This window comes from Leptospiraceae bacterium (assembly GCA_016708435.1).
Classification (GTDB): domain Bacteria; phylum Spirochaetota; class Leptospiria; order Leptospirales; family Leptospiraceae; genus UBA2033.
On sequence record JADJFV010000007.1, the window covers coordinates 168,837 to 195,416 of the forward strand.

The 26,580-nt window shown below is 36.6% G+C and carries 23 protein-coding genes; 12 read left to right on the forward strand and 11 right to left on the reverse strand.

All coding sequences use genetic code 11. The annotated features are described in order from the left end of the window. Positions 1-29: 29 nt before the first annotated feature. From IPH52_12635 to IPH52_12655, 5 genes are all read right to left on the reverse strand, one after another. Complete coding sequence (locus tag IPH52_12635) at positions 30-1,916, reverse strand: hypothetical protein (GenBank protein MBK7055874.1); 1,887 nt, start codon at positions 1,914-1,916, stop codon at positions 30-32. A gap of 61 nt (positions 1,917-1,977) precedes the next feature. Continuing rightward, positions 1,978-3,177 (reverse strand): NADP-dependent isocitrate dehydrogenase, encoded by a 1,200-nt coding sequence (locus IPH52_12640; GenBank protein MBK7055875.1) that lies wholly within the window; start codon positions 3,175-3,177, stop codon positions 1,978-1,980. A 103-nt stretch (positions 3,178-3,280) separates the two neighbouring features. After that, positions 3,281-4,171, reverse strand: coding sequence for a response regulator (locus IPH52_12645; GenBank protein MBK7055876.1), 891 nt, complete (start codon positions 4,169-4,171; stop codon positions 3,281-3,283). A 36-nt stretch (positions 4,172-4,207) separates the two neighbouring features. Further along, positions 4,208-5,413, reverse strand: coding sequence for a PAS domain S-box protein (locus IPH52_12650; protein MBK7055877.1), 1,206 nt, complete (start codon positions 5,411-5,413; stop codon positions 4,208-4,210). Between the two features lie 132 nt (positions 5,414-5,545). After that, positions 5,546-5,767 carry a DUF2892 domain-containing protein gene (locus IPH52_12655; protein ID MBK7055878.1) on the reverse strand — a complete coding sequence of 74 codons (222 nt, stop codon included), beginning with the start codon at positions 5,765-5,767 and terminating at the stop codon, positions 5,546-5,548. A gap of 165 nt (positions 5,768-5,932) precedes the next feature. On the opposite strand from IPH52_12655, the gene IPH52_12660 reads away from it, so the two are divergent. From IPH52_12660 to IPH52_12675, 4 genes are all read left to right on the forward strand, one after another. Further along, on the forward strand, positions 5,933-7,345 hold the full coding sequence (locus IPH52_12660) for a TolC family protein (GenBank protein ID MBK7055879.1): 1,413 nt from the start codon (positions 5,933-5,935) through the stop codon (positions 7,343-7,345). Then, positions 7,338-10,529: an efflux RND transporter permease subunit gene (locus IPH52_12665; GenBank protein ID MBK7055880.1), complete on the forward strand. Its 3,192-nt coding sequence runs from the start codon at positions 7,338-7,340 to the stop codon at positions 10,527-10,529. Before IPH52_12660 ends, IPH52_12665 begins: the two co-directional genes overlap by 8 nt. Before the next feature lie 442 nt (positions 10,530-10,971). Beyond that, positions 10,972-13,785 (forward strand): CHASE domain-containing protein, encoded by a 2,814-nt coding sequence (locus tag IPH52_12670; protein ID MBK7055881.1) that lies wholly within the window; start codon positions 10,972-10,974, stop codon positions 13,783-13,785. A gap of 315 nt (positions 13,786-14,100) precedes the next feature. Further along, on the forward strand, positions 14,101-14,946 hold the full coding sequence (locus tag IPH52_12675; protein MBK7055882.1) for a flagellin: 846 nt from the start codon (positions 14,101-14,103) through the stop codon (positions 14,944-14,946). Between the two features lie 75 nt (positions 14,947-15,021). Here IPH52_12675 and IPH52_12680 read toward each other — a convergent pair whose 3' ends face one another. Beyond that, complete coding sequence (locus IPH52_12680) at positions 15,022-15,399, reverse strand: TIGR04452 family lipoprotein (protein MBK7055883.1); 378 nt, start codon at positions 15,397-15,399, stop codon at positions 15,022-15,024. A gap of 173 nt (positions 15,400-15,572) precedes the next feature. Then, the gene (locus IPH52_12685) at positions 15,573-15,959 is read right to left on the reverse strand and encodes a TIGR04452 family lipoprotein (GenBank protein ID MBK7055884.1); all 387 of its coding nucleotides are present in this window, start codon (positions 15,957-15,959) and stop codon (positions 15,573-15,575) included. 281 nt (positions 15,960-16,240) lie between these two features. Between IPH52_12685 and IPH52_12690 the strand changes: the two genes are divergently transcribed. Further along, positions 16,241-17,299 (forward strand): CapA family protein, encoded by a 1,059-nt coding sequence (locus tag IPH52_12690; GenBank protein ID MBK7055885.1) that lies wholly within the window; start codon positions 16,241-16,243, stop codon positions 17,297-17,299. Here IPH52_12690 and IPH52_12695 read toward each other — a convergent pair. From IPH52_12695 to IPH52_12710, 4 genes are all read right to left on the reverse strand, one after another. Next, positions 17,278-18,000: a hypothetical protein gene (locus IPH52_12695; protein ID MBK7055886.1), complete on the reverse strand. Its 723-nt coding sequence runs from the start codon at positions 17,998-18,000 to the stop codon at positions 17,278-17,280. The two genes, IPH52_12690 and IPH52_12695, sit on opposite strands and share 22 nt — an antisense overlap. A 16-nt stretch (positions 18,001-18,016) precedes the next feature. Beyond that, positions 18,017-18,718, reverse strand: a complete 702-nt coding sequence (locus IPH52_12700; GenBank protein MBK7055887.1) for a PilZ domain-containing protein — start codon at positions 18,716-18,718, stop codon at positions 18,017-18,019. 62 nt (positions 18,719-18,780) lie between these two features. Continuing rightward, entirely contained in the window at positions 18,781-19,197 is a 417-nt protein-coding gene (locus tag IPH52_12705) for a PIN domain-containing protein (protein MBK7055888.1), read from the reverse strand. Beyond that, positions 19,178-19,423 (reverse strand): CopG family transcriptional regulator, encoded by a 246-nt coding sequence (locus IPH52_12710; protein ID MBK7055889.1) that lies wholly within the window; start codon positions 19,421-19,423, stop codon positions 19,178-19,180. The genes IPH52_12705 and IPH52_12710 overlap by 20 nt, the downstream gene beginning before the upstream one ends. Before the next feature lie 142 nt (positions 19,424-19,565). On the opposite strand from IPH52_12710, the gene ygiD reads away from it, so the two are divergent. The 7 genes from ygiD to IPH52_12745 all read left to right on the forward strand — a co-directional run bounded on the left by ygiD (position 19,566) and on the right by IPH52_12745 (position 26,482). Further along, positions 19,566-20,441, forward strand: a complete 876-nt coding sequence (ygiD, locus tag IPH52_12715; protein MBK7055890.1) for a 4,5-DOPA dioxygenase extradiol — start codon at positions 19,566-19,568, stop codon at positions 20,439-20,441. A gap of 207 nt (positions 20,442-20,648) precedes the next feature. Further along, positions 20,649-21,275 (forward strand): DUF4178 domain-containing protein, encoded by a 627-nt coding sequence (locus IPH52_12720; GenBank protein ID MBK7055891.1) that lies wholly within the window; start codon positions 20,649-20,651, stop codon positions 21,273-21,275. Between the two features lie 2 nt (positions 21,276-21,277). Then, the gene (locus tag IPH52_12725) at positions 21,278-22,642 is read left to right on the forward strand and encodes a DUF4178 domain-containing protein (protein ID MBK7055892.1); all 1,365 of its coding nucleotides are present in this window, start codon (positions 21,278-21,280) and stop codon (positions 22,640-22,642) included. Next, positions 22,639-22,782: a hypothetical protein gene (locus IPH52_12730; protein MBK7055893.1), complete on the forward strand. Its 144-nt coding sequence runs from the start codon at positions 22,639-22,641 to the stop codon at positions 22,780-22,782. Before IPH52_12725 ends, IPH52_12730 begins: the two co-directional genes overlap by 4 nt. Before the next feature lie 21 nt (positions 22,783-22,803). After that, entirely contained in the window at positions 22,804-23,019 is a 216-nt protein-coding gene (locus IPH52_12735) for a DUF350 domain-containing protein (GenBank protein ID MBK7055894.1), read from the forward strand. An 11-nt stretch (positions 23,020-23,030) separates the two neighbouring features. After that, positions 23,031-24,527: a polyamine aminopropyltransferase gene (locus IPH52_12740; GenBank protein ID MBK7055895.1), complete on the forward strand. Its 1,497-nt coding sequence runs from the start codon at positions 23,031-23,033 to the stop codon at positions 24,525-24,527. Positions 24,528-25,063: 536 nt separating this feature from the next. Further along, a complete protein-coding gene (locus IPH52_12745; protein MBK7055896.1) occupies positions 25,064-26,482 on the forward strand; it encodes an NAD(P)-binding protein in 1,419 nt (472 codons plus the stop codon). Positions 26,483-26,580 lie beyond the last annotated feature (98 nt).

The following is a 26,580-nucleotide window of genomic DNA, read 5'->3' on the forward strand; positions in this document are numbered from 1 at the left end:
CTACGTTGTCTCTAACTGTATTTTAAAATTTAAAGATCGCCCAATTGATCTTCTGATACTTCTTCTTTCATATGCAATCGATTGTAGTCAAGGATATGACTTAATACTAGTTTATAAGGAGTGATTATTTTTTTATCAGCAGAGAGACTCATCTCTAGAGATTCAATTTTTTTCGAAAGCATTTTTTTTAGACGAGATTCTTTTCCTCTCCATTCATGATCCATTGGATAAAGAATTGCCTGCCTATCATTTTTCTCTTCCCCGGGAATAGAAATAATCTGAAATGCAAATTTTTTTAGTGTAGCAGATAACACTTCTGAATTTTGGAGTCTACATTTTTGAATGAGCATTTGCCTTGTCGGAATTACATTTTCTTTGAAGTAGAAATAATCCATACACTCAACCACTTCTTTTCTGCGAGTCTCAATTACTTTTTCTTCTGTGAATTTTTTGTATTTTATAATCTTCGCTTTCTCTGCATCTCTCTTTCTAGATCTATTCCTGGATTCAAGCTCCCATTGTTCGGATTGTATTTTTTTCTTCGCGGTAGCAAAGAAAAGATTCTTAAAATAATTAAAGTATATGAAAATAGGATAATACCAGGGAAAATATTCGATGTAAGCCTTACTGAGTAAATTTCCATAGAGCTGAATTGTGTCTTTGTTGCTAAATAGTCCCTGGAGATAATGCTCGTTTGTCTCTAGCAAATTTTTAAACGCAAGTATTTTCCAAGTTGGATCCGGCATTTGAACATTCATATCCTTGATGCAATTCAAAAAAGCAGAAATTTTTCTAGGTGCGAATACATATACTTCTTGCTTTGGCATAAACCAAGAAGCAAAAACAAGAGAGAAATCTCCTTTTAATTTGTCCCAAACTTTCGGATGAACTTCATTTACCCTATCTTCTCCTATGAATTGAATGATCTCTTTCCAACTCTTAGAAGGCTCTAAGAACTTTGATCTCATTTTCTCAACTTCTTCCTCAATCAAGGTCTCTTCTTTTTGGATCAAATACTCAAGTGCAAACTTTTCAAATAGTAGAACTGTCATGATTGCCAACTCACCCGAATAATTTTCCGGATAATACGGAGAAATCACACGATGCAGAATTTCAGCTCTTTCTTTTTTAAAAGAAGTCGTTGGCTCATGAAAAGGTTCCATTTGATAAATATCTTCTTGCTTTTGAATTGCTTCTAAATCTTTTCCAACAACCGAATAATAGATAGGAGCAATTTCACTTTTTATAAACTCATCTGCAATTCTAAATTTTTCAATCATCATACTTGGAGTCATTGGAAAATAAAGTCCAATGCCAAGTTTAACAATCTTATTTCGAAGTATTAATTCTTCTTCAATATCTTCTAGTATGGTTTCTTTTATTTTCGGATTTAGCGGTATGTCGTTGACTGAGTCCTGCATTTCAGGAAAAAGTTTAATAAAACTAATTGGATAATTTCCCTGTGCGAGCGGAAGATTTTGTTTTAAGTTTATTAAGAGTTCATCTCTAAAAGATTTTTCGTTGTATTTGGGGTTAAATTCTATTAGCTCCAAAATATTTTGAACTGAAATATTTACAATGTTTTTATAAATTGTATCTATGCTCTCTGTTTTTTCAATGGGAGAAGCAATAAAGCAAGAATTTATTTTAATTTCTTTTCTATCTAAATAACTTAAATAGAATAAATGCAAAATAAGTTTATCTTCGATTAACCGCTTCATCGGATAAACAATGTCAGACCGCATATCAACTTTTAATCCCGGCACTTGCTCTGGATCTAAAAAAAGATTTCCTGTTTTAGAATTGGTTACAGTGGAACTTTTTTGAATTTGCTGATAGAGTATAAACGCTGTTTTATTATTTAAAGAAGTAGCAACAGAGTCCTTTGGAGTTTTAAGTTCTAAAAATGAATGCATATTTTAAACGTTATATTGAAGACGCGGAAACGTTTCCGCGCCTTCAGAACGTGTCGAAGTGTTATTTCAATTTCTTCGCAACAGCTTCCATGAATTGGAAAGTGTCGAGTTCTTTTTTAGAAGATGCAGTGCTTAGAGAAATTAAATCTTTTGTCATCTCCCCTGCTTCGATTGTATCGATCACTGCTTTTTCGAGCTTGTGGGCAAACGCGGTAACCTCAGGAGTTCCGTCGAGTTCTCCGCGTTTTGCAATCGCACCTGTCCAGGCAAAAATAGATGCTACAGAGTTTGTAGAAGTAGTTTCGCCTTTTTGGTATTTGCGGTAATGGCGGGTAACGGTTCCGTGCGCTGCTTCGTATTCGTATTTTCCTTCCGGAGAAACCAACACAGAAGTCATAAGACCGAGCGAACCAAATCCTGAAGCAACCATATCACTCATAACGTCTCCGTCATAGTTCATGAGTGCCCATAGCATTCCACCTTGGTGTTTCATGATTTGTGCCACTGCATCATCAATCAAGAAGTAACTGTATGTTATCCCCGCCGCTTTGAGTTCAGCCTCTTTTTCTACAGCCATCTCATCAAAGATCGCGCGAAACCGAGCGTGGTATTTTTTCGAGATAGTGTCCTTGGTTGCAAACCATAAATCAATCTTTTCGGATAACGCATAATTGAAGCAAGATTTTGCAAAACTGATAATGGATTTATCCAAGTTGTGCATACCCATTGTTACCCCCGCTCCCTTGTAATCGTGAACAAGAACTCTTTGTTTTTCGGTTCCACTTGCATCAGTGTAGACTAACTCTACTTTGCCCGGACCTGGTATTAGAAGCTCAACGTTCTTATAAATGTCACCATAAGCATGACGACCAATACTAATTGGTTGTTTCCATGATCTAACTGCTGCTGGAATATTGTTAATGATAATTGGTTTTCTAAACACAGTTCCATCGAGTATTGAACGAATGGTTCCATTTGGCGAAGGCCATTCTTTTTTGAGACTGTATTCTTTTACTCTGTCTGCGTTAGGCGTAATAGTCGCACATTTTACAGCCACTCCATGCTTGAGTGTTGCCTGTGCGGAATCAACTGTCACCTTGTCGTCGGTTTTGTCTCTATGTGTTACGGAAAGATCATAGTATTCTAGCTCGATATCCAAAAATGGATGAATGAACCTGTCTTTTATTTCTTTCCAGATCACGCGGGTCATCTCGTCCCCGTCCATTTCGACTAATGGTGTTTTAACCTTGATTTTACTCATTCAAATTCTCTCCTAAATGATTTCAATAGATAAGTAACTAACAAGGTCTCATATACAATGTTTTCCTTCAAGAGAATATTTTTAAGAAATTACAAAACATAACTCAAGTCCAATCGTTTAGAATTTTAACTAAAGTTCTAACAGATATTGGCTTGGTATAAAAATCACTCATACCGGCAAGTAGGCATTTTTCTTTTTCTCCTTCGAGTGCCTCTGCAGTAACTGCAACAATGGGGACTTGACTTATTTGGCGTAATACTCGCGTGCTTTCGTATCCGTCCATTTCCGGCATTCTAATATCCATTAGAACAAGATCGTATTCTGACTCTTTGAAGTCTTTGATTGCCTCGAGTCCATTATAAGAATGTTTAATTTTTAGAATTCCTTTATTCTGCAAAATCTGAGTCATCATCGTTGCGTTCAAAACATCATCATCTACAACAAGAACACGAATGTTTATATTTTTTACGATTGAGACTTCCTTTTTCTTAAATTCAACCTTTGAACTAGGATCATTTCTTAACAACTGAATATTATGATATTGGGAATAATTATGAGTATCCTTTCTTTCCAATTTTAATCTAAAGTAAAACTTGGAGCCCTTCCCTTCTTGACTCTCTACCCAAATTTTTCCACCCATCAAATCAATCAATTGTTTGCAGATAGAAAGTCCTAATCCAACACCTCCATATTTTCTGGTTATAGAGGAATCTCTTTGGTAAAAACTCTCAAACAGTCTTCTCTTTACATCATCATCCATCCCGATTCCAGTATCTGAAATTGTAAAAAGAATTTCTTGAAAATCCTCTGATTCATTTTCTAATTTAATCTTTAATTGAACTTTTCCAACTGATGTAAACTTCAACGCATTTCCGATAAGGTTTATCAATATTTGCCGTAACCTATAAGAATCTCCAATTAAATTTTCTGCTATTGTTTTATCTATACTCGATTTAAATTCGATTCCCTTCTCAGATGCTCTTTCATAGAACATTTCATAAATTGAATCGGAAATTTCTGTGAGGCTAATTCATATACTCTCAATTTCAATTTTGCCTGATTCGATTTTTGAAAAATCCATGATGTCATTTACAATATTGAGTAGTAATTCAGCACCTGTAAATGCTATTTGTGCATAATTTTTTTCGCGAGCGGATAATCCTGATTCGACCAAGAGAGAGGTCATTCCGAGTATGCTATTTAGCGGCGTCCTTATTTCATGACTCATTTTAGCTAGAAATTCCGATTTCGCTGCGTTAGCCTCTTCTGCAATTAGCTTAGCTTTAAGTAAGTCAGCTTCAATTTTTTTTCGTTTAGAAATTTCATTATGAACAGAAATCCAAACCAATCCATACTCAGGATGCTCGTATTCAGATACATTTACCGCGCACCAAAACGATATTCCATTTTTCGTTCGATTGAAAACTTCCCCACTCCAAAATCCGTCTTTATAGAGAACTGCGTTTATTTCTTCTGCTATTGATTCACTTGGTTTAATTTCGGATGAATTTAGAATACTGACATGCTTTCCAATTAATTCTCCTGTTTCATAACCAAACATCGAGTCAAAACTTGGATTTGTGTAGATAATACTTGCATCATCCGTTCTTAAAAGAAAAACACCTTCTGACATTTTATTTAGAATATCACTATGAAATTGAAGTAAGTTTTCATTTTTCTTATGATCTGTAATGTCAATCATAATTCCTTGCACTAGGGGCGGTTTGACTTCATTGTTAATGACTCCAATGGTATCTCTGATCCAACTTAACTTTCTGTGTTTAGTGAAAAATCTATATTCTAGAAAATTTGATTTTTTATTTTTTAAAATCTCACGGAATTTTTTTAATGTTGGCTCTTTATCTTGTGAATAAACGTTGTTTACCCAAAAATCAACGCTTGTCCACTCTTCTTTTGTATAGCCGAGTAGGTTTTCTGAATTGCCTTCAATGAAAGTGTATTGAAGCGAATCAGCATTTGCCTCCCAAATGATTCCGCCTATGGAAGATAGGATATGATGACTTGATACCGGTTCTTGCGACCTTTTTTCACTTTCAGATTTTTTAAGAAATTTGGTGACTGCCCAAAACAAACATATATTTGAAATAAAAAAGAGAACTAAATAGACAAAATTGGCAAAATACCCGTAAAACAAATTCCAAAGAATAATCTGTATTCCAAGACCTAAACCTAGAAATATGTTCTGTTTGATTTTAATTGAATCAAAGGTGGACATAATAGAGTTCTTTTCCAATAGCAAGAAAAGTCTTTCAAATAACTCTATAGATTCAACTAAATTCTTTACTTCTAGGTTTTTTTAGTCTAAAAATCCACCCTTTTTCACTCCATGCTAGCTATAATCAGTTTTTCATTGAATTCTAGACTTACAGCCGAGGCTATTCAAAAAGATTGTCATCGGACAAAATCCAGTTAATGACAGGACAACCTGATTGAGTCCTACAATTCCAGTCAAAATAAGCCAATAGGGGTGAACAAATACTCCCAATCCAACACTTGCGATTGTAAATACACCGGCTAAAAGCCAAATGATTCTCTCCATATACCAATTATCAGTTTTAGCTAAAAACATACACACTCCTTTTAATATACCATACGGGGTATCTTATTTTTTTAGGCAAGAGAAAAAAAATAATTTGATTTATTAGATACAATACCCCCCATGGTATATATGCATGGAGAAGATAAAACAATGATAGCAAATTTTAAGAGGTTATACGTAGAGAGAATCCCTCGAATGAGTATTCTTTTAGGAATTTTTATTTTTTCAGGAATCACAGGTTTGAAAGCACAGGAAGCACAAACGCTTGATTTCGGAAAAATTTGGGAAAAAATAAGGGAAAATTCACATACGCAAAAAGCATTATCTCTAGAATCAAGAGCAGCAAAAATATCTAGCAATAAAGCATCCAAGCATTGGCTACCTAGAATTTATGCAGATGCTAGAAATTATACAACGAACGATCCAGCGTTGAATTTTTTCTCAAACCTGGGACAAAGAGCAGCGACTAATTCTGATTTTTCGACAAAGAGTGTTCGAACTCAACCGAGTAATTTTATTGATACGAATAATAACCTGTATACCACTCCCAATTACAATACACTCAATCTATTCGCACCGGATACTCTTAATAATCCGGGCACGAACACATACCAGAGAGGAACGCTCGGAGTTGATTTCTCCATCTATGAAGGAGGCTCTAAAAAAGCAGTTGCTAAAGCATTCGAAAAACAAGCAGAAGGGAAACAATTAGAAAATAAATTTGTAAGCCTAAACGAATACGCAAATTCTGCTGCGATGTATGGAACTCTAATTTCTCTTTACGATCAACAGGAAAAAATTGCAGCTCTAGACAAAACAGTAAATACGATCCTAAGTCGTTACCAACTTGGCAATCGTGGGAATCCGGTTGGTTACTCCGGCGGTATAGCACTAAAGAGTCTAAAAAATCGAATCGAAGGGATAAAGGAAGAAACCGCTGCGAGAATTGAATCTATAAAATCTTCTATAGAATCCTCTTCGGGGAATTTACCTTCTAATTGGAATCTTAAACTACAAAGCACAAATTCATTCGCTGACGAATACTTAAAATTATCCGCGCCAGAAAAATCCTATATGGCAAAAGCAATGAAAGCTTACGCTGATGGTGCAACCGAACAAGCAGAAGCTGAAAAAGCAAGAATCCTCCCTAAGGTGGGAGTCTACGGAGAATCCTATGCATATAGAGGCGAACGATCCGTTGCCACATCCTTTAATGCAGGGTTTTATATTCAGATGAATCTTTATTCTCCCGGGGATTTAGATTCGATAGAGCAAGCAAAAATAAATAGCAAAGCGATGCAAGAAAGAGTGGAAGAAACAATTCGAAATGAAGAAGCAAAAATAAAATCTCTTATTCAAATGGAAAAAGCACTGAGTAAAAATCTAGAATTAATTCAAGAAAATGCAAAACTCATGGAAGAGCAACTCAATGTTAGCCAACAACTTTTTAGCAGTGGGGCAATCAATGCAATTCAGCTATCAGAAGTATTTTCCAGAAGAGCAGACATCATTCAAGCAAAGGCAAATATTGAATCTGAATATTTAAAAGCCAGAGCAGGCTTACTAACATTATCCGAAACAAATCTAGAAGGAATTAAAAATGAGTAAATTAGAAAAAGGATTCGCCGGAAATCTGGCTGAAAAATTTATAAATTCAAGACTGACTCCAGTCATAGCTATCGTGAGCATCTTACTTGGGATATTCTCTTTTTTTCTTACTCCAAAAGAAGAAGAACCACAAATCTCTGTACCAATGGTTGATATTCGAATTGGTGCTCCTGGGTTTGAGGCAAAGGAAGTAGAAAGAAAAGTTACAGAACCAATTGAGAGAGCTGTCTGGGGACTCGATGGAGTCGAATACGTGTATTCCGCAAGCCAAGCCCATGGTAGTATAATTACAGTTCGATTTAAAGTAGGAGAGCCAACCGAACCATCTCTCGTAAAAGTTCATCATAAGTTAATGGAAATCAGGCAAGAATTGCCGGCTAACGTTCTTCCTCCCAAAGTTAGTTCGTTTACGATTGACGATGTGCCTTTCCTAACACTAAGTTTTAGCTCGGAGACAAGAGATGATTATGACCTTAGAAAAAAAATCGCACCGCTCGCTAGAGAACTTTCAAGCACTCCTGATTTATCTCGCGTAGAATTATTAGGAGGAAGAAAGGACACGGTTAGAGTCATTGTAGACCCTGCCAAGGCTTCTGCATTTGGAGTTTCTATTTCTGATGTAGCTATGAGTTTAAAAATGAGTGACGCCTATTTTCCAATGGGAAAAACATTTTCAAAAGAAAAGGAATTTCAAGTCGAAGTCGGAGGGAGAGTATCTTCTAAAGAAGAAGTCGGAAATCTAGCCATAGGGCAAAGGGGGGGAAGCGTTGTTAGACTTAAAGATATTGCAAGAGTAGAACTAGGCGCAGAAGAAAGAAGCAGATTATCGGTATTATACGACAAAGACTTATCAAGCGAAGTTAGAAATGCAGTCTCTATCGTATTTGCAAAACGTAAAGGGACTAACGTTGTTATCCTCGCAAAAGATTTACTAGAAAGAGCGAATCTATTCTCGAAAGATTTGCCTCCTGATATAAAAATGTCAATCGTTAGAAATTATGGCTCTACAGCAGAAGAAAAATCTTTTGAGCTAATAGAGCATTTACTTATAGCAACGTTCTCCGTGACTCTTCTGATTGCAATTGTAATGGGTATCAGAGCCGCCATTGTAGTTTCGATTGCAATTCCAGTAACACTTGCTCTCACACTCGCCATCTATTATTTTATGGGTTACACACTAAATCGGGTTACACTCTTTGCCCTCATCTTCTCTATTGGGATTTTAGTCGATGATGCAATTGTGGTTGTTGAGAACGTTGAGCGACATCTACATTTGAATCCTGAATTAGGAATCTTAAAAGCAACGATTAATGCAGTTTCAGAAGTTGGAAATCCAACAATACTTGCAACCTTTACAGTCATTGGCGCAATTCTTCCAATGGCATTTGTGCGTGGACTCATGGGTCCTTATATGAAACCAATTCCTGTCGGGGCAAGTCTTGCAATGATTCTCTCTTTGTTCGTTGCGTTCATTGTAACGCCATGGGCATCTGTTCGACTTTTAAAACAACCAAATGCTCATTCAGATAAAGAAGAAATTGATCCTATGGACAAATCCAAAGTGAGCTTTTTAGATAGACTCTATATTTCCTTTGCTGAAATGCTTCTCGGGAAAAAAATGTCTGCATTCTATTTCGGGGTAATCAGCATTATACTCTTACTTCTTTCGTTTAGCTTTATTTATTTTAAAGCTGTAAAAGTAAAAATGCTACCATTCGATAATAAAAATGAATTTCAGGTAATCATCGATTACCCTACAGACACACCCTTAGAAAAAAGCGTTGCCTGGTCAAAGGAATTATCTCAAAAACTTTTAAAAGAGCCTGAGATAAAAAAGATTCAAATCTATGGAGGCGAAAGTGCGCCCTTCTCTTTTTCAGGAATGGTAAAACATACATTTTTGCGAAATGAAGAATACATGAATGATCTTCAAATTCTTTTGTCGGATAAAGGCAAACGCAAAGAATCCAGTCATAAAATCATTGAAAAACTTCGCCCTATCATTGCTGAATTTGGAAAAGAAAAAAATGCCGTTACTAAAGTCCTAGAAATTCCTCCAGGACCTCCAGTCATGTCTACAATGGTCGCAGAAGTATACGGTCCGACAGAGAACGATAGGCGCCGTGTCGCAAAGGAAATTCTAGAAATTTTCGCTTCTGAAAAATCTGTTGTTGACTTGGATTATTCCTGGAGAGAAGGAAAAACTAGAAAGGTTTATGATTACGACCAGATAAAAGGTGGAGTTATGGGAGCGAGATCAATGCAAGTAGTTGGACTCGGTTCTTTTATTTTTAGAGAAACTCCACTCCTTTCTCTTGCAGAGTCCAATGCTCCTGAAGAAACACAAGTATCTCTTTCTCTAGAAAATAAAACTCGCTCTGGAAATTCTCCCTTCCAGGGAAGTCGGATTTCCTCTTTTGAGTCAGGCGTTATTCCAGTTGATTCTCTTTTGAAAGAGCCCAAGTTTATCGCAAATGAAGTTTTACATCGAAAAAATTTGAAGCCAGTTTCTTATGTATTGAGCGAATTATCCGGTGCAGAAGAAGCTCCTGTGTATGGGATGCTTAAACTTGCGCCTAAGATTAAGTATCCGACACAAACAGCAGATGTCCCTTGGAATACAAATTCTCCTGTTATCAAATGGGATGGTGAATGGTTTATTACTTATGAAGTATTTAGAGATTTAGGGGGAGCCTTTGCAGTTGTAATGGTATTGATTTATATACTTGTGCTGGGTTGGTTTAAAAGCTACACTGTTCCACTGATTATCATGGCTCCGATTCCTATCAGTTTAATTGGAATATTACCCGGACATGCAATGCTCGGCGCCTATTTTACTGCAACTTCCATGATTGGTTTTATCGCAGGAGCGGGGATAATTGTGCGTAACTCCATAATCCTTGTAGATTTCATCGAAGAGCAACTAAAGAATGGAATGCAATTAAAAGAAGCTGTAATCAGTGCGGGAGTAATACGATTTCGACCTATGCTTCTAACTGCTGCTGCTGTTGTGGTTGGTAGCTTCATTATGCTTTTTGATCCTATTTTCGAAGGATTAGCCATTAGCCTCATGTTCGGAGAAATTGCTGCAACAGTCCTAAGTAGATTCGCAGTTCCTGTTCTTTATTATTGGTTTGTTGGAAACAGTAGAGCAAAACTTTTACAATCTGGAGAGCTAAGCTAAAAAAACGTTAATGAGAATAGCTAGCATTTATTTTTTATGCTAGCTATATCTCAAGATATTTAAACTAAATACCCTCTCTATTATAGGGCATAGCTTTATTAGCTCCTACCTTTATTTTTCTTGACAGGCTTCATTTTAAAAATTTACAATGTTCGTGTGAATTTGTGACCAAAGAATTTCTGATAAATGTCCTTTTTCTCGAGAACTTAACAACAAGCCAATGAATTTTCAAAACCTAACGAATCACGAAAAAAGCAATAGACTACCTTGGTTCATATTAATATTAAGCCTTTTCATAAATTCTGTAGCATCTTATTATATTCGAGAAAATACTAAAATAAATAGTAAATTAGAATTTTCACTTTTATGTCATGACTTAAAATCAAAGATTCTCACTCGATTAGAGGCTCATGCACAGATTTTAAGAAATGGGTCTGCGTTCATGCGAACATCCGATTCTGTCACTCGCAAAAAATGGAATGAATACATAGACAACTCAAGAGCACTGAATAGTCTGCCCGGTATTCAAGGTATTGGGTTATCTATTATTATCCACAAATCTGAATTGACGCAGCATCTACAAAGAATCAAGAAGGAAGGATTTCCCGATTATGATATTAGACCGGCGGGAGATCGCGAATTGTATACTTCCATTATTTTCCTCGAACCATTTAAAGGCAGAAATTTACGAGCCTTCGGTTATGATATGTTTTCTGAGACAATACGACGAAAGGCAATGGAAGAAGCTCGCGACCACAACACCGTATCCCTTTCGAGAAAAGTTACATTAGTCCAAGAAACCGAAAAAGATGTGCAAGCGGGAGCCTTGATGTATGCCCCCTATTATAAAAAAAATATGCCTATCAACTCTATTGATGAACGCAGAAACGCAATTCTCGGTTGGGTTTACAGTCCCTATCGTATGAATGATCTGATGAAAGGAATTTTAAGTGACTCAGAATCTGCTTATGCTATTCGCCTCGAAATTTTTGATGACAAGAGTCTAATTGAAAGTAACCTTTTATTTGATAGTCATAAGGAAAATCAAGACTATTCCCATACATTCAATACCAACCAGACCATTATTCCAATCCAGTTTAATGAAACAATATGGACACTAAGATTTACAGAAACAAGTAATAAAACTTTTTTTTGGGCTTTCAATAGATCATTTATTGTTTTTATTTCTGGATTCGTTATTAGCTTTTTACTCTTTGCGTTAGCCAAATCTATTTTGAATACGGAACGTAAGGCAATTGTCATTGCGGAAAATATGACACACTCTCTAGAAGAAAGCACACAATGGTTTCAAATTCTTTTAGACTCCACTGCCGAGCCAATTTTCGGATTAGATTTAAATGGAAATTGTAGTTTCTGCAATCTATCCTGTATTAGAACACTTGGATATTCGAATCAAGATCAATTGCTTGGGGGAAATATGCATTACCTGCTCAAACACTCTGATTCAAATGGAATTCTAATCAAAGAGACTGATTGTAACATATTCAATTCTTTTAGGACAGAACAAAGATTTCACTCGGAGAATGAATTCTTTGCAAGAAAAGACAGCAGACTTTTTCCTGTGGAATATTGGTCTTATCCGATATTCATCAACGAAAAAATAGTAGGGTCTGTCGTAAGTTTTCTTGACATTACAGAAAGAAAAAAACTAAGCGAAGAGCTTGTGCTTAGAACCAAACAAGCAGAAGCAGCAAATCATGCAAAGTCCGATTTCCTGGCTAATATGAGTCATGAAATTCGAACTCCTCTAAACGGAGTAATTGGTTTTACTGATTTATTAACAAAGACAGAAATGAATGAATCTCAAAGACAGTATATGAAAATTATACTTCAGTCTTCCAATTCTTTATTGGATTTAATCAATGATATTTTAGATTTTTCAAAAATTGAAGCAGGAAAATTAGAACTCAACATCGAACCTGTTGACTTATTCGAATTAGCCGGACAGGCTATTGATGTAATTAAATTTAAAGCCCATGAAAAAAAATTGGAAATCATTTTCAATGTATCCCCTTCTCTCCCTCGTTATATTTGGGTTGATTCTGTCCGCCTTCGCCAAATAATAATTAACCTATTATCGAATGCAGTAAAATTCACAGTCAATGGAGAAATTGAATTAAAAATTGAAATTGCCTTGAAAAATCCATCACGAAGGGAAGCAGAATTTGTTTTCTCAGTCCGAGATACTGGAATTGGAATTGCACCAGAAAATTCACAAAAAATTTTTGAAGCATTTTCCCAAGAAGACAGCTCAACTACTCGCAAGTATGGAGGAACTGGACTCGGACTAACTATTTCCAACCGCCTTCTTGCATTGATGAAGACAAAAATGGAATTAGAAACAGAGCATGGAAAAGGGAGCAAATTCTTTTTTAAACTAAACGCAAGAGTAGACGAAGAAGATTTAATTGAAGCGGATGATCTAATTGATATAAAAAGAATTCTTATCGTAGAAGACAATTATTCTAATGCAAATGTTCTCAAAGAAATTCTTAGCGTAAAGGGAATACAGACTAAAGTTGCACATAATAGCGATAATGCGATAAAAAGTATACAACAAGAAAAGTTTGACTTAGTTGTAACTGACTTCAATATGCCCGGGGCAAACGGCTTAGAATTGATTAGACAAATTCGGCATATTAATAGAATTTCAGCGAAGGAGCTTTCGATTATACTTCTTTACAATGCAACTGACGATGACAGTCTTTTTAAAGATAGAGACGACCTTGAAATCCAATTACTTGTCATGAAGCCTGTAAAAACGATCTCTTTCTTGAAGGAGATTTCTAAGTTACGAAAAATAGATTCTAGTACCACTGACACACACAATGTAATTTTTCAGAAAGATTCATCAAAAAATTTGCAAGCTTACAGAATTTTGATAGTTGATGATGATTCAATCAATCTATTGCTAGCAAAAACGATTCTTAAAAGCCTTTTACCAAATTCAATTCTAATGCAAGCCGAGAACGGTCAGGATGCCATAGAGCTTTTCAAAACAGAGGGTCCTGATTTAATACTAATGGATATACAAATGCCAGGAATGAGCGGCTTAGAGGCAACTTCACAAATCCGACGATGGGAATCGGATAAAAGAACTCCGATTATTGCTCTCACGGCTGCAGTTCAGAAAGGCGACAGAGAGAAATGTCTCAGCATCGGAATGGATGACTACGTTACAAAACCAGTGGTGAAAGGAACAATAGCCAAAATACTTCAGAGATGGCTCCCTTAGTTTAATAAATCTTTTTAAAAAAAGTCTAATAGTATTTTCAGAAATCTACCGAAAATACTATTAGCGGAAATAATTTTTATTTTTTGCATTTTTTTTCAACTAAGAAAACAGCGTAATTCTCTGATTTAGTTCGAATTTTCACGAAAAACCTCAATTCACTATCATTTTCCCGAAATTAATTACGGGCTTATCATTTCCGATATATTAATTACAAAAATAAATAAAATCAGACACAAAAATTCACACAAAGAAAAACAAAATACTGTGGGCAAGGAAGCTTACAGTTGCTTGTGATCAGTTTCAAGGAGGAAACTTATGATCATCAACCACAATTTATCAGCGATTAACTCGCACAGGGTTTTGAAATTTCAAAACGATGAAGTTTCAAGAAATATGGAAGTACTTTCTTCCGGCATGAGAATCAATAGAGCTGCTGACGATGCATCTGGTCTTGCTGTTTCTGAAAAAATGAGAAGCCAGGTTTCTGGTCTCAGACAAGCAGAACGCAACACTGAAGACGGAATCTCTATGATTCAAACAACTGAAGGTTATCTGACTGAAACCAACGATATTCTTCAAAGAATTCGTGTATTGGCTATTCAAGCTTCTAACGGTATCTACACTCCTCAAGACAGACAAATGATACAAGTAGAAGTTTCTCAACTTGTTGACGAAATCGACAGAATAGCTTCTCAAGCAGAGTTCAATAAAATGAACCTTTTACAAGGTGACTTCGCTCGTGGTTCAAGAGTTGCTTCTATGTGGTATCACATGGGCGCAAACATGCATCAAAGAGAAAGAGTATACATTGCTACAATGACTGTTAGAGCTCTTGAATTAAAGAGACCTGACGGAACAATGTTATCTCTCTCTACAGCTGACCTAGCTAATGATGCAATCGGAACTATTGACGATGCACTTTATAAAGTGAACAAACAAAGAGCTAACCTTGGAGCATACCAAAACAGAATGGAACATGCATCTAAAGGCTTAATGGTTGCTTATGAAAATATCCAAGCTTCTGAATCAAGGATTAGAGACGCAGACATGGCTGAAGAGTCTGTAGCGTTTACTAAGAACCAAATTTTGGTTCAGTCTGGAACAGCAATGATGGCTCAAGCAAATGTAAGACCTCAGTCTGTGCTACAACTTCTTAGATAATATAAAAACTATCTAGACCCATATTGGAGCAGGTTTCTTAGCAATAAGAGCCTGCTCTTTTTGTTTTAAGGGAGATTAAAGTAAAGGAATAGGCCAGTCAATAATCATTTTTTGTTCATGAATGTCTTGGCATAACAACTGACCAGCGGAAATGCCTCCGGTACTTGAGCTTGCGAAGTTGATAATGATTATCTTGTCAGCGCAATCATCTACGTCGGCTTTATCATAGTATTTACTATCTTTCAAGCCTTTTGTATTATAAGTCGCTATAGAAGACGCAATGGCTGTACTGTTACCAGAAGCAGCAGCACCAGCTACAGCCCTCGATAAGATTAAACTTTTGGCTTCAGAGCCTTTTATCGTACCTTTAACCACATTCAGCCCAAGGCTATCGATTAATACACAGTTAGATGCAAATAGCAAAGCAGAGAGAGAGAAAAAAATTTTCTTCATAATTCTTGTCCTTTTTTATAATTTACTAACTACTTGCCTTACAAGGATTATATAGACAATTACTTTTTTTAGAGTCTACCCAAACCTTTCTGCTATTGGAATTAAAAAAGAAAATCCAGAGCCTATCGCGAAAAAAGAAAAAAGGATATGCTCTTCATTTTCAAGGGTTAAAATTAAAAGAGTTCAAGAGGCCAATCTACAAATGTTTTATGCTCACGAATGGGAGCGCAAGCAACGGATCCGATAGCAATTCCTTTTGTAATTGGGTTATTGCTTAGAGCATTGGTAGCCACAATTACTTTATCTGCGCATGCATCTACATCTTCTTTGTCATAGAATTTGGAGTCCTTAAGCCCCTTTGTATTGTAAGTTGCGATAGAGGTTGCGATAGTAGTGGAAGATCCACTTGCTGCAGCACCGATGAGAGCACCTGTCAATATATGGTTCTTAGCTTGTGAACCTTGAATTGTTTCTTTTACTACGTTAAGTCCAAGGCTATCTAATAACACGCAGTTAGATAGGAGTAATAATACTGTTAGAGAGAAAATTATTTTTTTCATAATTTTTGTCCTTTTTTACTCTCATCGCCCTTTTTTTCAAATTTCTAGATGAGAGATTTTTTATTTTACTAACTACTTGCTTTACTAGGAGTATACAGACAATTACTTTTTTAAAGTATCTTAAAAGGTTTATTCAATTTCAAATGACAAAAAAATACAGGATTTTCAAAAATTTCACCCTTGTGGAAAATCAATTCAATATACGGCCAAATTTTCCTCCGAGTATCTTGAACTTTATCCCAAACATTCTCCTAATCATGAAAAGATTTCCTTTTCCACAAATGAGTTCATTTATGGGTTGGAAAGTTATGCTACCTCTAGCCTACCTTCTCATTCTGCCACTTTTGGCAGATGTTCAAAAACGTCCAAGAACCTTGAAAATTCTGGTGGCGGGCGATGTCATGTTCAATTGGGGACTACGTGAAACCAGACAAAAACGAGGGGATTTTGCTCCAGTGGAGGGGCTAATTCCTCTTTTCCTCGAAGCCGATCTCAGAATGGTAAATCTAGAAACACCAATTGCAAACTCGCAAGAAGAAATGGATGAATCCAAATCTTATGTATTCAATGCTAAGCCAGAAGACATCAGTCTTCTGAAAAAAATCAATATAGACCTAGTCTTCTTAGGAAATAATCATTCCATGGATTACGGAAAAAAAGGATTAGAAGATACGATTGAAAATTTGAAAAAAGAGAATATTCTCTTTGCTGGAATGGGAAAAAATATAAAGGAAGCTTTTAAACCAAATGAAATAACAATTCGAAATAAATCATTAAACTTAATTTCTGTTAGCAATATCGGCGAAGCAAGATTATTCGCAACTGATACAAAGCCCGGAGTCGCTCCACTTCAATTAAATCGTTTAAAGAAAATCATTGAAGAAAAGGAAAATAAGGATAAGATACAAATGCTCTCCGTTCATTGGGGAGTGGAATACAGTCCGGAGCCTACCAAAGAGCAGATAAAGCAGGCACATGAATTGGTTAATTTTGGATTCACAGTGGTTATTGGTCATCACCCGCACATACCACAAGGAGTTGAAAAATACAAAAACGGAGTCATTATCTATTCATTGGGAAATTTTTTATTTGGAAGCCGAAACCAATATTTAAACCATAATATCGCAGTAATGCTTCATTTTGAAAATAAAGAATTACTTTTTTGCGAAATAATTCCCATTTTCGGAAAATTTCAAGACTCCGAACATTTGGTTCGTCCTTTGCCGTATCAGGAAGCAGAAGATTTTTTGCATGAATATTCCATCCTAAGTCAAAATCTAAATACAAAAATTGATATTAAAAATGGACGAGGATATATTTATTTTAAAAATAAAAAATGATAATTTTTTTGGATAATATAAATCCAGGAAAATAAAAGACCAAGAGAAAGTATATAGCTAGCTATTTCGATAAGACTAAATCGAAATAGCCCTGCTAGGCTTGTAACAAAAGCAGTAAAAAGGAAAAGTCCTGCAATTTTAAGCAAAGCGTTCTCCGTTGAAAGCCAAAACAATACTCCAACAAAGCCAGACATCAAAAAAAAGATAAACCACTTGCAGAGGCTAATCATACGTAGATTCTGAATCGATTCAGTGAGTTGTTCTGCTGACTTAGCATTTAAAACAGTAGAAATTTTATAATTCTCTGAAAGATCAAAGACGATACAAAACAGAAGCAAACTGTAAAAAACAAAAGGAAGTTTTTGAGAAAAAGAATTTGATCTAAATCCAATTTCAAATAAAATTAAAAAATAAAAGCTGTAAATGAAAATATAAAAATTATCAACATCTATCGACTTTAAAAAACTATCAGAGTAAAATTGATATTTAGTGTTATCAACTACTCCTAATAGGTTATTATAATCTTCCACATTTCCAATTAATTCGAGAGCAATGATTGTTGAATTCAAATTGGAATGATTAGAAACGACTGGTTTAGTTGGTATTATAAATAGAAAATAAAATGAGCACAAAATAAAAATTAGCCCCGAGAAAAAAGCAACCAGAAACAAATCTCTTTTATCAAGGTTTTGAAAGAACATTCCCATTTTCTATTTTTCAGCGCAGCATAGCAGAGCGATTTTTTAATAAATCCAAATACTTTAAAATCTTTGATTCAGTTTTTTTATCTGAAAGAAATCTTAATCCATAACCATTTGGTCGATCATACATTTTTCCTTTGTTAATCCAACTCACCTCCGCTTCTACAGGTATAGTAAGATTTTCAGGATAGAGAATCAAAGTGCAGGCTTCCCCTTCTTCCAATCGATCTAAAGGTGCCTCTATAAAGATTCCTTTCTCAGAAAGATTCATTGCCTCAGCTCGGATTAGCTTTGTCTGAGTTTTAATCTCGACATGGAAGCGAACGCTATAGCGCGGAGTATAATGATTAACCACAAATTCCGACAAAGTCTTCTTGTCTGCATCCACTTCTGTGTTATAAGAAATCCAAAGTCCCAACCTACTCCCGCTCAGACGATCTACAGAAATTAGTTTTCCTTCCAAATCAATTTTTCCATTGTTAAATAAATCCAAGTGCATGAATAAAATCAAATGAGAAAAAGACGAAGGCAAAAACTCAAAGTCTTCCTCATATACTTTTAGGTAGATATATTCTTTAGAAATTAAACTAGTCTCAAGGTGATAATTTTTTCCGACAATATTTAGGTTGAGAGGAAGACGCACCGATATCGCACTTGTCGATAAGAAAAAACGTTTAATTAACCTAAGTTTAATAGTTTCGAATCGGAACCAATTCACAGTATTTGAAGTTTTTCTACAAATTGTCAAATTACAAGTAAAAAATTTAAGTAGTAGAAAAGTTAGAGCACTTTAAATAAATTCTTTAGCGCCTTCTTTCCCTTGGTACGATAAACCTTGTAATCACCATCGATGGTAATTATGTTTGGAATGGAATGCTCTTCCGAAAGAACAATGAGAGAGCCGTCTGCTAAATCCATCGGAAGATCGCGATATTTCTTTGCTAACTCAAGAATTCGAATATAGTATTCTTTCTTAAACTCCAATGCATGAAGTCCACCGGCTGAAATAAACTCCCAAAAAACAATCTGTGCTCGCACAGAACGACGAAGAAGATGAGAAACCTCCGCGATTACAAAATCAGATGTATACAAGAAACCTTTATAGGAGCGCATAAAATCAACTATCTGCTCATGATAAGAATCAGATTTATCATAAAGCGCATAAAGAGGTCCTGAATCAATGAGAGATTTTATCATGCAAAATCTTGTCCAATTCTTTTTTGCGATTCTTAGAAATATCAGTGCGACCACTAGAGAAAATACCAAAGCCTTGCTTTCCAATTTCGTAAGGAGTTTGCTTGGAAAAGTATTCATCGCAATACATAGCTAATGCATGTTTTACAACTTCTGAGAGGGTTAAATTCTCAAACTTAACAATGTCCATCAATTCTTTTCTAAGTTCCGGCGGCATTCGAACGGTCATAACTAACTCCTGTAAGACATTCTGTAAGACAAATATAAAAATGGCAAATACTTTTTTCCTGAAATATAATTTTAAAAATTCCAATAGTAAAAAAGGATTTGACTATTCATGTAATTGAGTGAGATAGATAATGCAAACGAAAATGGATAGAAGAGATTTTTTAAAATACTTATCCTTAGTAACGATAGCAGGATGTGATATGAATATAAAAGAATTTGGAAATATATTGCAAGGCAAAGCAGAGTCAGGGAAAATGCCTGTTGTATTTGTAGGACATGGAAATCCAATGTTTGCAATAACGGATAATCCCTATAAGTCAAAGTGGGAAGAACTTGGAAAAAAAATTCCTACCCCAAAAGCCATACTTTGCGTATCCGCACATTGGCTAACAAAAGGAACCGCAGTGACGATGACTGACAAGCCAGAGACCATTCACGACTTTGGGGGTTTCCCGGAAGAATTATTCCAACAACAATACCCTGCACCCGGCTCGCCTACATACGCAAAGCTTGCGATTGAAACAGTGAAGGCGACTAACGTTCTAGAAGACTATGAATGGGGACTCGATCATGGAACTTGGGCTGTATTGAAGAATATGTTTCCTAAGGCAGACATTCCAGTATTTCAGATGAGCATTGATTACTATAAGTCACTTCAATTTCATTTTGATTTAGGAAAAGAGCTTTCTTCTCTCCGATCTAAAGGTGTGCTTATCATAGGAAGTGGAAACGTTGTGCACAATCTCAGACAGGTTCGATGGCAAGAAAATGCGCAGCCTTTCGATTGGGCAGTAGAATTTGATGCAATAGTCAAGAAAAGCATAGAGGATAATAACGCAAAACCACTACTTGAATATCAGAAACTGGGACAAATTGCAACTCTCGCGCATCCGACTAACGAGCATTACCTCCCACTTCTTTACATTTTAGGATTGAGAGATAATTCAGATCAATTTCAATTTTTCAATGACTCCATTGACATGGGCTCTATGAGTATGCGTAGCGTAGTGTTTGGATAAAACAAACTCGAGCGTTAGGGATCGAATAAGCACGAGCGCAAGGAATTAAAGTTCAAACTAAACTGCGATTTCCAAGCGAGCGCGTTTGAGAGCCCGACCTGCCCTACTTCTAATTGGTTTAAAATCATTCTAAATTGATGGCAGGGAACGCCCAAATCTTTTCATAAATCAGTTGACAAAGAAAATCGAAAAGAGAAATTACATTCAATGAAACCATCCTGTCCATCATGCGGAGCCGAAGTCCCTTTCAAATCTAGATTCGCCTTTATGGCTGTTTGTAATTATTGTAAATCCACTATCGTTCGTCACGATAAAGATTTAGAAATCCTAGGCAAGATGAGTGAAATGCCTCCCGACATGAGCCCGATTCAAATCGGCACCACAGGAATTTTAGGCAAAGACAAATTTGAAATCGTAGGCAGACAACGCATCGGTTATGAAAATGGAAGCTGGAATGAATGGTATATGACGTTCCAAAGTGGCAAAGACGGTTGGCTTGCAGACGCGCAGGGGTTTATCATGGTTAGCTTCGAAGACCGCGAATTCAAAGACTACCCATCACTCGGTGCACTTGTACCGGGAGCAATCATTACTGTCGGCAAAACACAATATACCGCTGACGATGTAAAACAAGTTACTTGCAAAGGGAGCGAAGGCGAGCTTCCTTTTAAATGCATTGTTGGTAGAAAATCTACTAGTATTGACTTTCACTCTTCTGGAAGTAAGTTTTGTAATATTGATTATACCTCTGATGAAAAGCATTTATTTGTTGGCAAATACATCGACATCGAAGAGCTCAAACTAGAAAATCAAAGACAGGTGGAAGGTTGGTAACAGTGGCAAATCAAAGTTCTCCTCATGTAAAAACATTTAGCTGTCCCAATTGTGCTGGCTCTGTAAACATTCGTGCCATTGGTAGCACTATTAACGTTGTATGCTCTTACTGCTCTTCTATCATCGATACTAATGATGAAAACTACAAAGTAGTAGACGCATTCACTAATAAAGTCCAGCGGCGAACCATTATTGCCCTCGGACAACGAGGAGAAATTTTTGGCACTCTCTGGGAAACGATAGGCTACATGGAAAGATGTGACCAGAGTGGTCAATACGTCTGGAGTGAATACTTGTTATTTAACCCCTGGAAAGGTTTTCGATGGCTCACCGAATACGGCGGACATTGGTCTTTTGTAACTACTATCAAAGACCAGCCGAAAGGCAAATCAAAAAGTAATACCGAATTCGAAAAACCTATTCAATACGACGATAAGTATTTTGACTTGTTCAATAGGGGGACGGCTAAGGTCACTTATGTGCTAGGAGAATTTTACTGGCAAGTTCGAGTCGGTGAGCAAGTCGACCTCCAGGAATTTATCGCTCCTCCTGAAATTTTAAGCATGGAATCGACTGCTGATGAAATTGTCTGGTCACTCGGACAATACGTGGAAGCAGAGACTATTCGTATTGCCTTTGAAGTTCCAACTGATAAACCAATGCCAGTTCAGACTGGAGTTGCGCCTAATCAGCCTTCGCCTTACAGTCCAGAAGATTCAGCCCAAATCAGAAAGTATTGGAAATACTTTGCTTATGCAATTTTACTCATTCATATTGGCACATGCTTTGGTCATAGCCGTGAAACTGTCTACAAAGGATATATGACATTTACCTCCGAAGATAAAGGCAAAGCAAAAGTAACCCCTCAATTTGAAATCAAAGAAAGGACTACTATCGATATTAATATGTCGGCTCCGATAAATAATACCTGGCTTGAAATAGGTGGAGACTTTGTAAACGATGAAAATGGGGAGACTGAAGAATTTGAAACCGGACTTGAATACTACACTGGAACGGATAGCGATGGAGCCTGGTCGGAAGGAAGCACTAGCACTTCTCGCACAATTGAATCAGTTCCCAAAGGCAAATACCATTTAAACTTCGAAGTTTCCGGTCCTCCTCTTGGAACGACTTCTCCCTCAGACCCATCACCACCAACGGCTCTTACCAATAATCCAGTAATTTTTGATATAGAAGTAAGGACAGGAGCTCTTATTTGGGAAAATTTCTGGTATGCATTACTTTTTATTTCTCTTTATCCAATATTTGTTTGGTGGAAAACGCGCAAATTTGAAATTAACCGCTGGTCAGAAAGTGATTTTTCGCCTTATGCAGTTGATGACTCCGGGGAGGATGATTCAGAATGAACCCAAAAAAATTTCTCATCTATGGAATTGTAGTATGTGCCTACCTTATTGTTACAGGTATCACTCAATGGAGCTGCTCGGGAATGCTAAGCTCTGCTGGAAAATGGGGACCGAAAGGTCATAGCTCGTATCATAAATAAAATAAAATCAGGAGATTTATTATGGATTTAATCAGCTTAAAAAATATTATCAACGCCTTTCTTTATTCAGGAATTGGACTTATCGTTCTTGGAATTTCTTGTTATATGTTTGACAAACTTACTCCAGGCGAACTCTGGAAAGAGATTGGTGAAAAGAATAATATGTCTTTAGCCATCACAGCAGCAGCCATGATTTTAGGAATGTCCATCATCATCGCAGCGGCAATTCATAGTTAGTCACGAGTAAGATGTCCTATGTTTTACTTTTTTCTGTATTCATAATTGCAACCTGTGGACTTGTCTATGAATTAATTGCGGGCTCTCTTGCGAGTTATCTACTCGGAGACTCTATCACACAATTCTCAACTGTCATTGGTTGCTATTTATTTTCGATGGGAATTGGCTCTTTTCTCTCGAAGTATATACGCCGTAACCTCATCGGGGTATTTATTCAAGTTGAACTTTTAATTGGTCTAGTCGGTGGATTTTCAGCGGCTATTCTATTTTTGTCGTTTGAGTATGTCGCTTCCTTTCGAACACTTCTTTATGCCATGGTTTCTATCACAGGCACACTTGTTGGTTTAGAAATTCCTCTCATGATGCGAATTTTAAAATCTCATTTTGAATTTAGTGATCTTGTCTCCAAAGTATTTACCTTTGATTATATTGGAGCCCTTTTTGCTTCCCTACTCTTTCCCCTTCTTTTAGTTCCCCATCTAGGACTTGTCCGAACTGCTTTTTTATTTGGAATTCTAAACGTATTAACTGGGATCTGGACTCTTTATCTTTTTGAAAAAGAAATTCCCTGGCTTAAAACTTTAAAGCTTGCTATGTTCATAGGCTTACTCTCGTTACTCGCTGGATTTGTTTATTCAGACCGAATTCTCGGATTTGCGGAAACGGCCAGTTACCCCGACAAAGTGATTTATTCTAAATACTCCAAGTATCAAAGAATTGTTCTCACAAAGGCAAACGATGACTTTCGTTTATTTCTAAACGGCAACTTACAATTTTCCTCTCGTGATGAATACCGCTACCACGAAGCACTTGTTCACTTTGGTCTTGCTGGAATTTCAAATCCTAAACGCGTTTTAGTTCTAGGTGGCGGTGATGGACTTGCGGTAAGAGAAATTTTAAAATACAAAACAGTGGAAGAGATTGTCTTAGTCGATTTAGATTCCGAAATCACAAATCTATTTTCTAAGCATGAGGCGTTGACCGATTTGAACGGCAAATCTCTGTCATCCTCTAAATTAAAAATTTATAACGAAGATGCATTTCTCTGGCTTAAAACCAATGAGACCAAGTTTGATTTTGTAGTCGTTGACTTTCCTGACCCGAGTAATTATTCTGTAGGTAAGCTTTATACAAATTCATTCTATCGACTTCTAAAAAAAGCAATTTCAGAAGAAGGCGTTGGTGTCATTCAAAGCACTTCTCCCTATGTTGCTAAAAAGACTTTTTGGTGTGTGGATAACACCCTGAAATCGGTAGGCTTTCAAACTGTTCCCTATCATGTCTATGTTCCTGCTTTTGGGGATTGGGGTTATATTTTAATTTCCAATTCTAAATTTACAATTCCAAATGAATTTCCTTCTGGATTAAAATATATCAATGGTGAAATCGCGAAGACTCTTCCTGTTTTTCCAAACGACATGGTCGTCTCTTCCAAAGAAGTGAATAAATTAAACAACCAGGTTCTCGTCCGACTCTTCGAAGAAGAATGGGAAGAATACGCGCATTAACCTCAATACCGCACAGAAAAAGAAGACTTACCACGGATGAACACAGATGAACACGGATAAAAAACAATGAAGAGTTTTATGAATGTAATTATATTTATAATAAATGAATTATCGTATCTGTTATCGGTGCACTCGGTGTTACCTACTTCAGTCACCTCAAACATTCGTTGGTGTTGTTTGGCGATAGCCGAAAGTCGAAACACTGTGAGAGGTCTATTTCCCTTAGCACTATCGTTTCTTTGCCAGATAGATTTCTCACGGCTTTCTCGTTATGCGCTCTCTCGCGCACTTCACAATGCAAGGTTCGAAATGACAGGTGTAATGAATTTATAACTCTTATGAATCGTAAACAATTCTTAAAACTATCCTCTCTTTTTGGTTTAGGCGCATTATCCGCATATCTCGGAGGAAGAAAATTCTTCTCTTCGAAAGAATAGGGTTGTCCCGTAAAAATTTCTGGGGCACATTTTAAAGCGGGGCATTTACTGAGAGAAGGAATTGCGGAAATTCCTAAAGAGATAAAAGAAGTTGAGCCTGTGATTGTTGGCGGTGGCATTGCCGGATTATCCGCTGGATGGTATTTATTAAAGAATAGCTACAAAGATTTTCTAATTCTAGAAATGGACAATCATGTTGGCGGAAATTCTAGCTCGGGAGAGAATTCTACTAGCCAATATCCTTACGGCGCACACTATATTCCACTTCCTGGGGAAAATGCAAAGTATGTGCGAGAGCTGTTTGAAGAACTCAAAATTATTACAGGGTATAAGAATGGGCTCCCCGTCTATGATGAATTTTATCTCTGTGCCGATCCGAATGAAAGGCTTTACTTTCAAGGACTCTGGCAAGAAGGTCTTATTCCTGCTCGCGGAATTCCAGTAGAAGATAAAAAACAATACAATGAATTCTTTAGCTTTGTAGAATCTCTCAAAACCAAAAAAGGAAATGACGGCAAATTCTTATTTGCCATTCCAATTGAATTTAGCTCTAAAGATTCAGAATTTCTAGAACTCGATAAAATCAGTATGCTTGACTTCATGAACAAAAGAGGTTGGACTTCTAAATACCTGCATTGGTATGTAGAATATAGCTGTCGGGATGACTATGGTGTTTCTCATTCCAAAGTCTCTGCCTGGGCGGGCTTACACTACTTTGCCTCACGAGCTGGCAAAGCCTATAACGCGGACTCGCAAACAGTTCTGACCTGGCCTTCTGGAAATGGATTTCTTGTAAAAAACCTAAGAGAAATAAACCAGGCTCAAATTAAAACAAATACCCTAACCTATCGCATCGAGAAAAGTGGGGAAAGAGAATTTTTGATTGATACGATAAATCCTGATACAAAATCAACGACTCGATACAAAGCAAAAAAAATAATCTACGCTGCCCCTCGCTACACTGCAAAAAAAGTAATCCAGGGCTATAAAAATGATTCTGCGGATACTCTTGATTTTTCTCCCTGGTTAATTGCCAATATAACTCTTAAACAAAAGCCCTCCGGAAATGGAGTTCCTCTTTCCTGGGATAATGTAAGCTTTTACAGTCGCTCTCTTGGTTATATCGTTGCCAACCATCAAGATTTAAAAATAAACCGCAAAGAAGTTGTGATTACTTATTATTTGCCTCTCGATGAAGGCGATTTAAAATCGGAAAGACTAAAAGCATTTAGAAGAAGTAAAGAAGACTGGATCGAAATGATTCTTCCCGACTTAGAAAAAATGCATGCAGGCATTACAAAAGAAATTACAGAAATGGATCTCTGGGTCTGGGGGCATGGTATGGTTAGCCCCGGAATTGATTATCTCTGGAGCGAAAAGAGACAGGCTATGCTTAAACCATTTCAAGGAATAGAATTCGCTCACTCTGACATGAGTGGAATTTCCATTTTCGAAGAAGCCCAATACCGCGGCTGCGAAGCCGCAAAAAAAATACTCTTAAATGATTACCACAGATGAACACGGATAAGATGTTAAGGAATATTGAAGCTACAGTGTCATTCCCGAAATTTTCTATCGGGAATCTCAACTACTTGAGACCCCCGATAGAAAATTTC

Coding starts and splice junctions, on each gene's coding strand:
- IPH52_12635 (MBK7055874.1), bottom strand. CDS start 1,916: ATGCATTCATTTTTAGAACTTAAAACTCCAAAGGACTCTGTTGCTACT.
- IPH52_12640 (MBK7055875.1), bottom strand. CDS start 3,177: ATGAGTAAAATCAAGGTTAAAACACCATTAGTCGAAATGGACGGGGAC.
- IPH52_12645 (MBK7055876.1), bottom strand. CDS start 4,171: ATGTTCTATGAAAGAGCATCTGAGAAGGGAATCGAATTTAAATCGAGT.
- IPH52_12650 (MBK7055877.1), bottom strand. CDS start 5,413: ATGTCCACCTTTGATTCAATTAAAATCAAACAGAACATATTTCTAGGT.
- IPH52_12655 (MBK7055878.1), bottom strand. CDS start 5,767: ATGTTTTTAGCTAAAACTGATAATTGGTATATGGAGAGAATCATTTGG.
- IPH52_12660 (MBK7055879.1), top strand. CDS start 5,933: ATGAGTATTCTTTTAGGAATTTTTATTTTTTCAGGAATCACAGGTTTG.
- IPH52_12665 (MBK7055880.1), top strand. CDS start 7,338: ATGAGTAAATTAGAAAAAGGATTCGCCGGAAATCTGGCTGAAAAATTT.
- IPH52_12670 (MBK7055881.1), top strand. CDS start 10,972: ATGCGAACATCCGATTCTGTCACTCGCAAAAAATGGAATGAATACATA.
- IPH52_12675 (MBK7055882.1), top strand. CDS start 14,101: ATGATCATCAACCACAATTTATCAGCGATTAACTCGCACAGGGTTTTG.
- IPH52_12680 (MBK7055883.1), bottom strand. CDS start 15,399: ATGAAGAAAATTTTTTTCTCTCTCTCTGCTTTGCTATTTGCATCTAAC.
- IPH52_12685 (MBK7055884.1), bottom strand. CDS start 15,959: ATGAAAAAAATAATTTTCTCTCTAACAGTATTATTACTCCTATCTAAC.
- IPH52_12690 (MBK7055885.1), top strand. CDS start 16,241: ATGAGTTCATTTATGGGTTGGAAAGTTATGCTACCTCTAGCCTACCTT.
- IPH52_12695 (MBK7055886.1), bottom strand. CDS start 18,000: ATGTTCTTTCAAAACCTTGATAAAAGAGATTTGTTTCTGGTTGCTTTT.
- IPH52_12705 (MBK7055888.1), bottom strand. CDS start 19,197: ATGATAAAATCTCTCATTGATTCAGGACCTCTTTATGCGCTTTATGAT.
- IPH52_12710 (MBK7055889.1), bottom strand. CDS start 19,423: ATGACCGTTCGAATGCCGCCGGAACTTAGAAAAGAATTGATGGACATT.
- ygiD (MBK7055890.1), top strand. CDS start 19,566: ATGGATAGAAGAGATTTTTTAAAATACTTATCCTTAGTAACGATAGCA.
- IPH52_12720 (MBK7055891.1), top strand. CDS start 20,649: ATGAAACCATCCTGTCCATCATGCGGAGCCGAAGTCCCTTTCAAATCT.
- IPH52_12730 (MBK7055893.1), top strand. CDS start 22,639: ATGAACCCAAAAAAATTTCTCATCTATGGAATTGTAGTATGTGCCTAC.
- IPH52_12735 (MBK7055894.1), top strand. CDS start 22,804: ATGGATTTAATCAGCTTAAAAAATATTATCAACGCCTTTCTTTATTCA.
- IPH52_12740 (MBK7055895.1), top strand. CDS start 23,031: ATGTCCTATGTTTTACTTTTTTCTGTATTCATAATTGCAACCTGTGGA.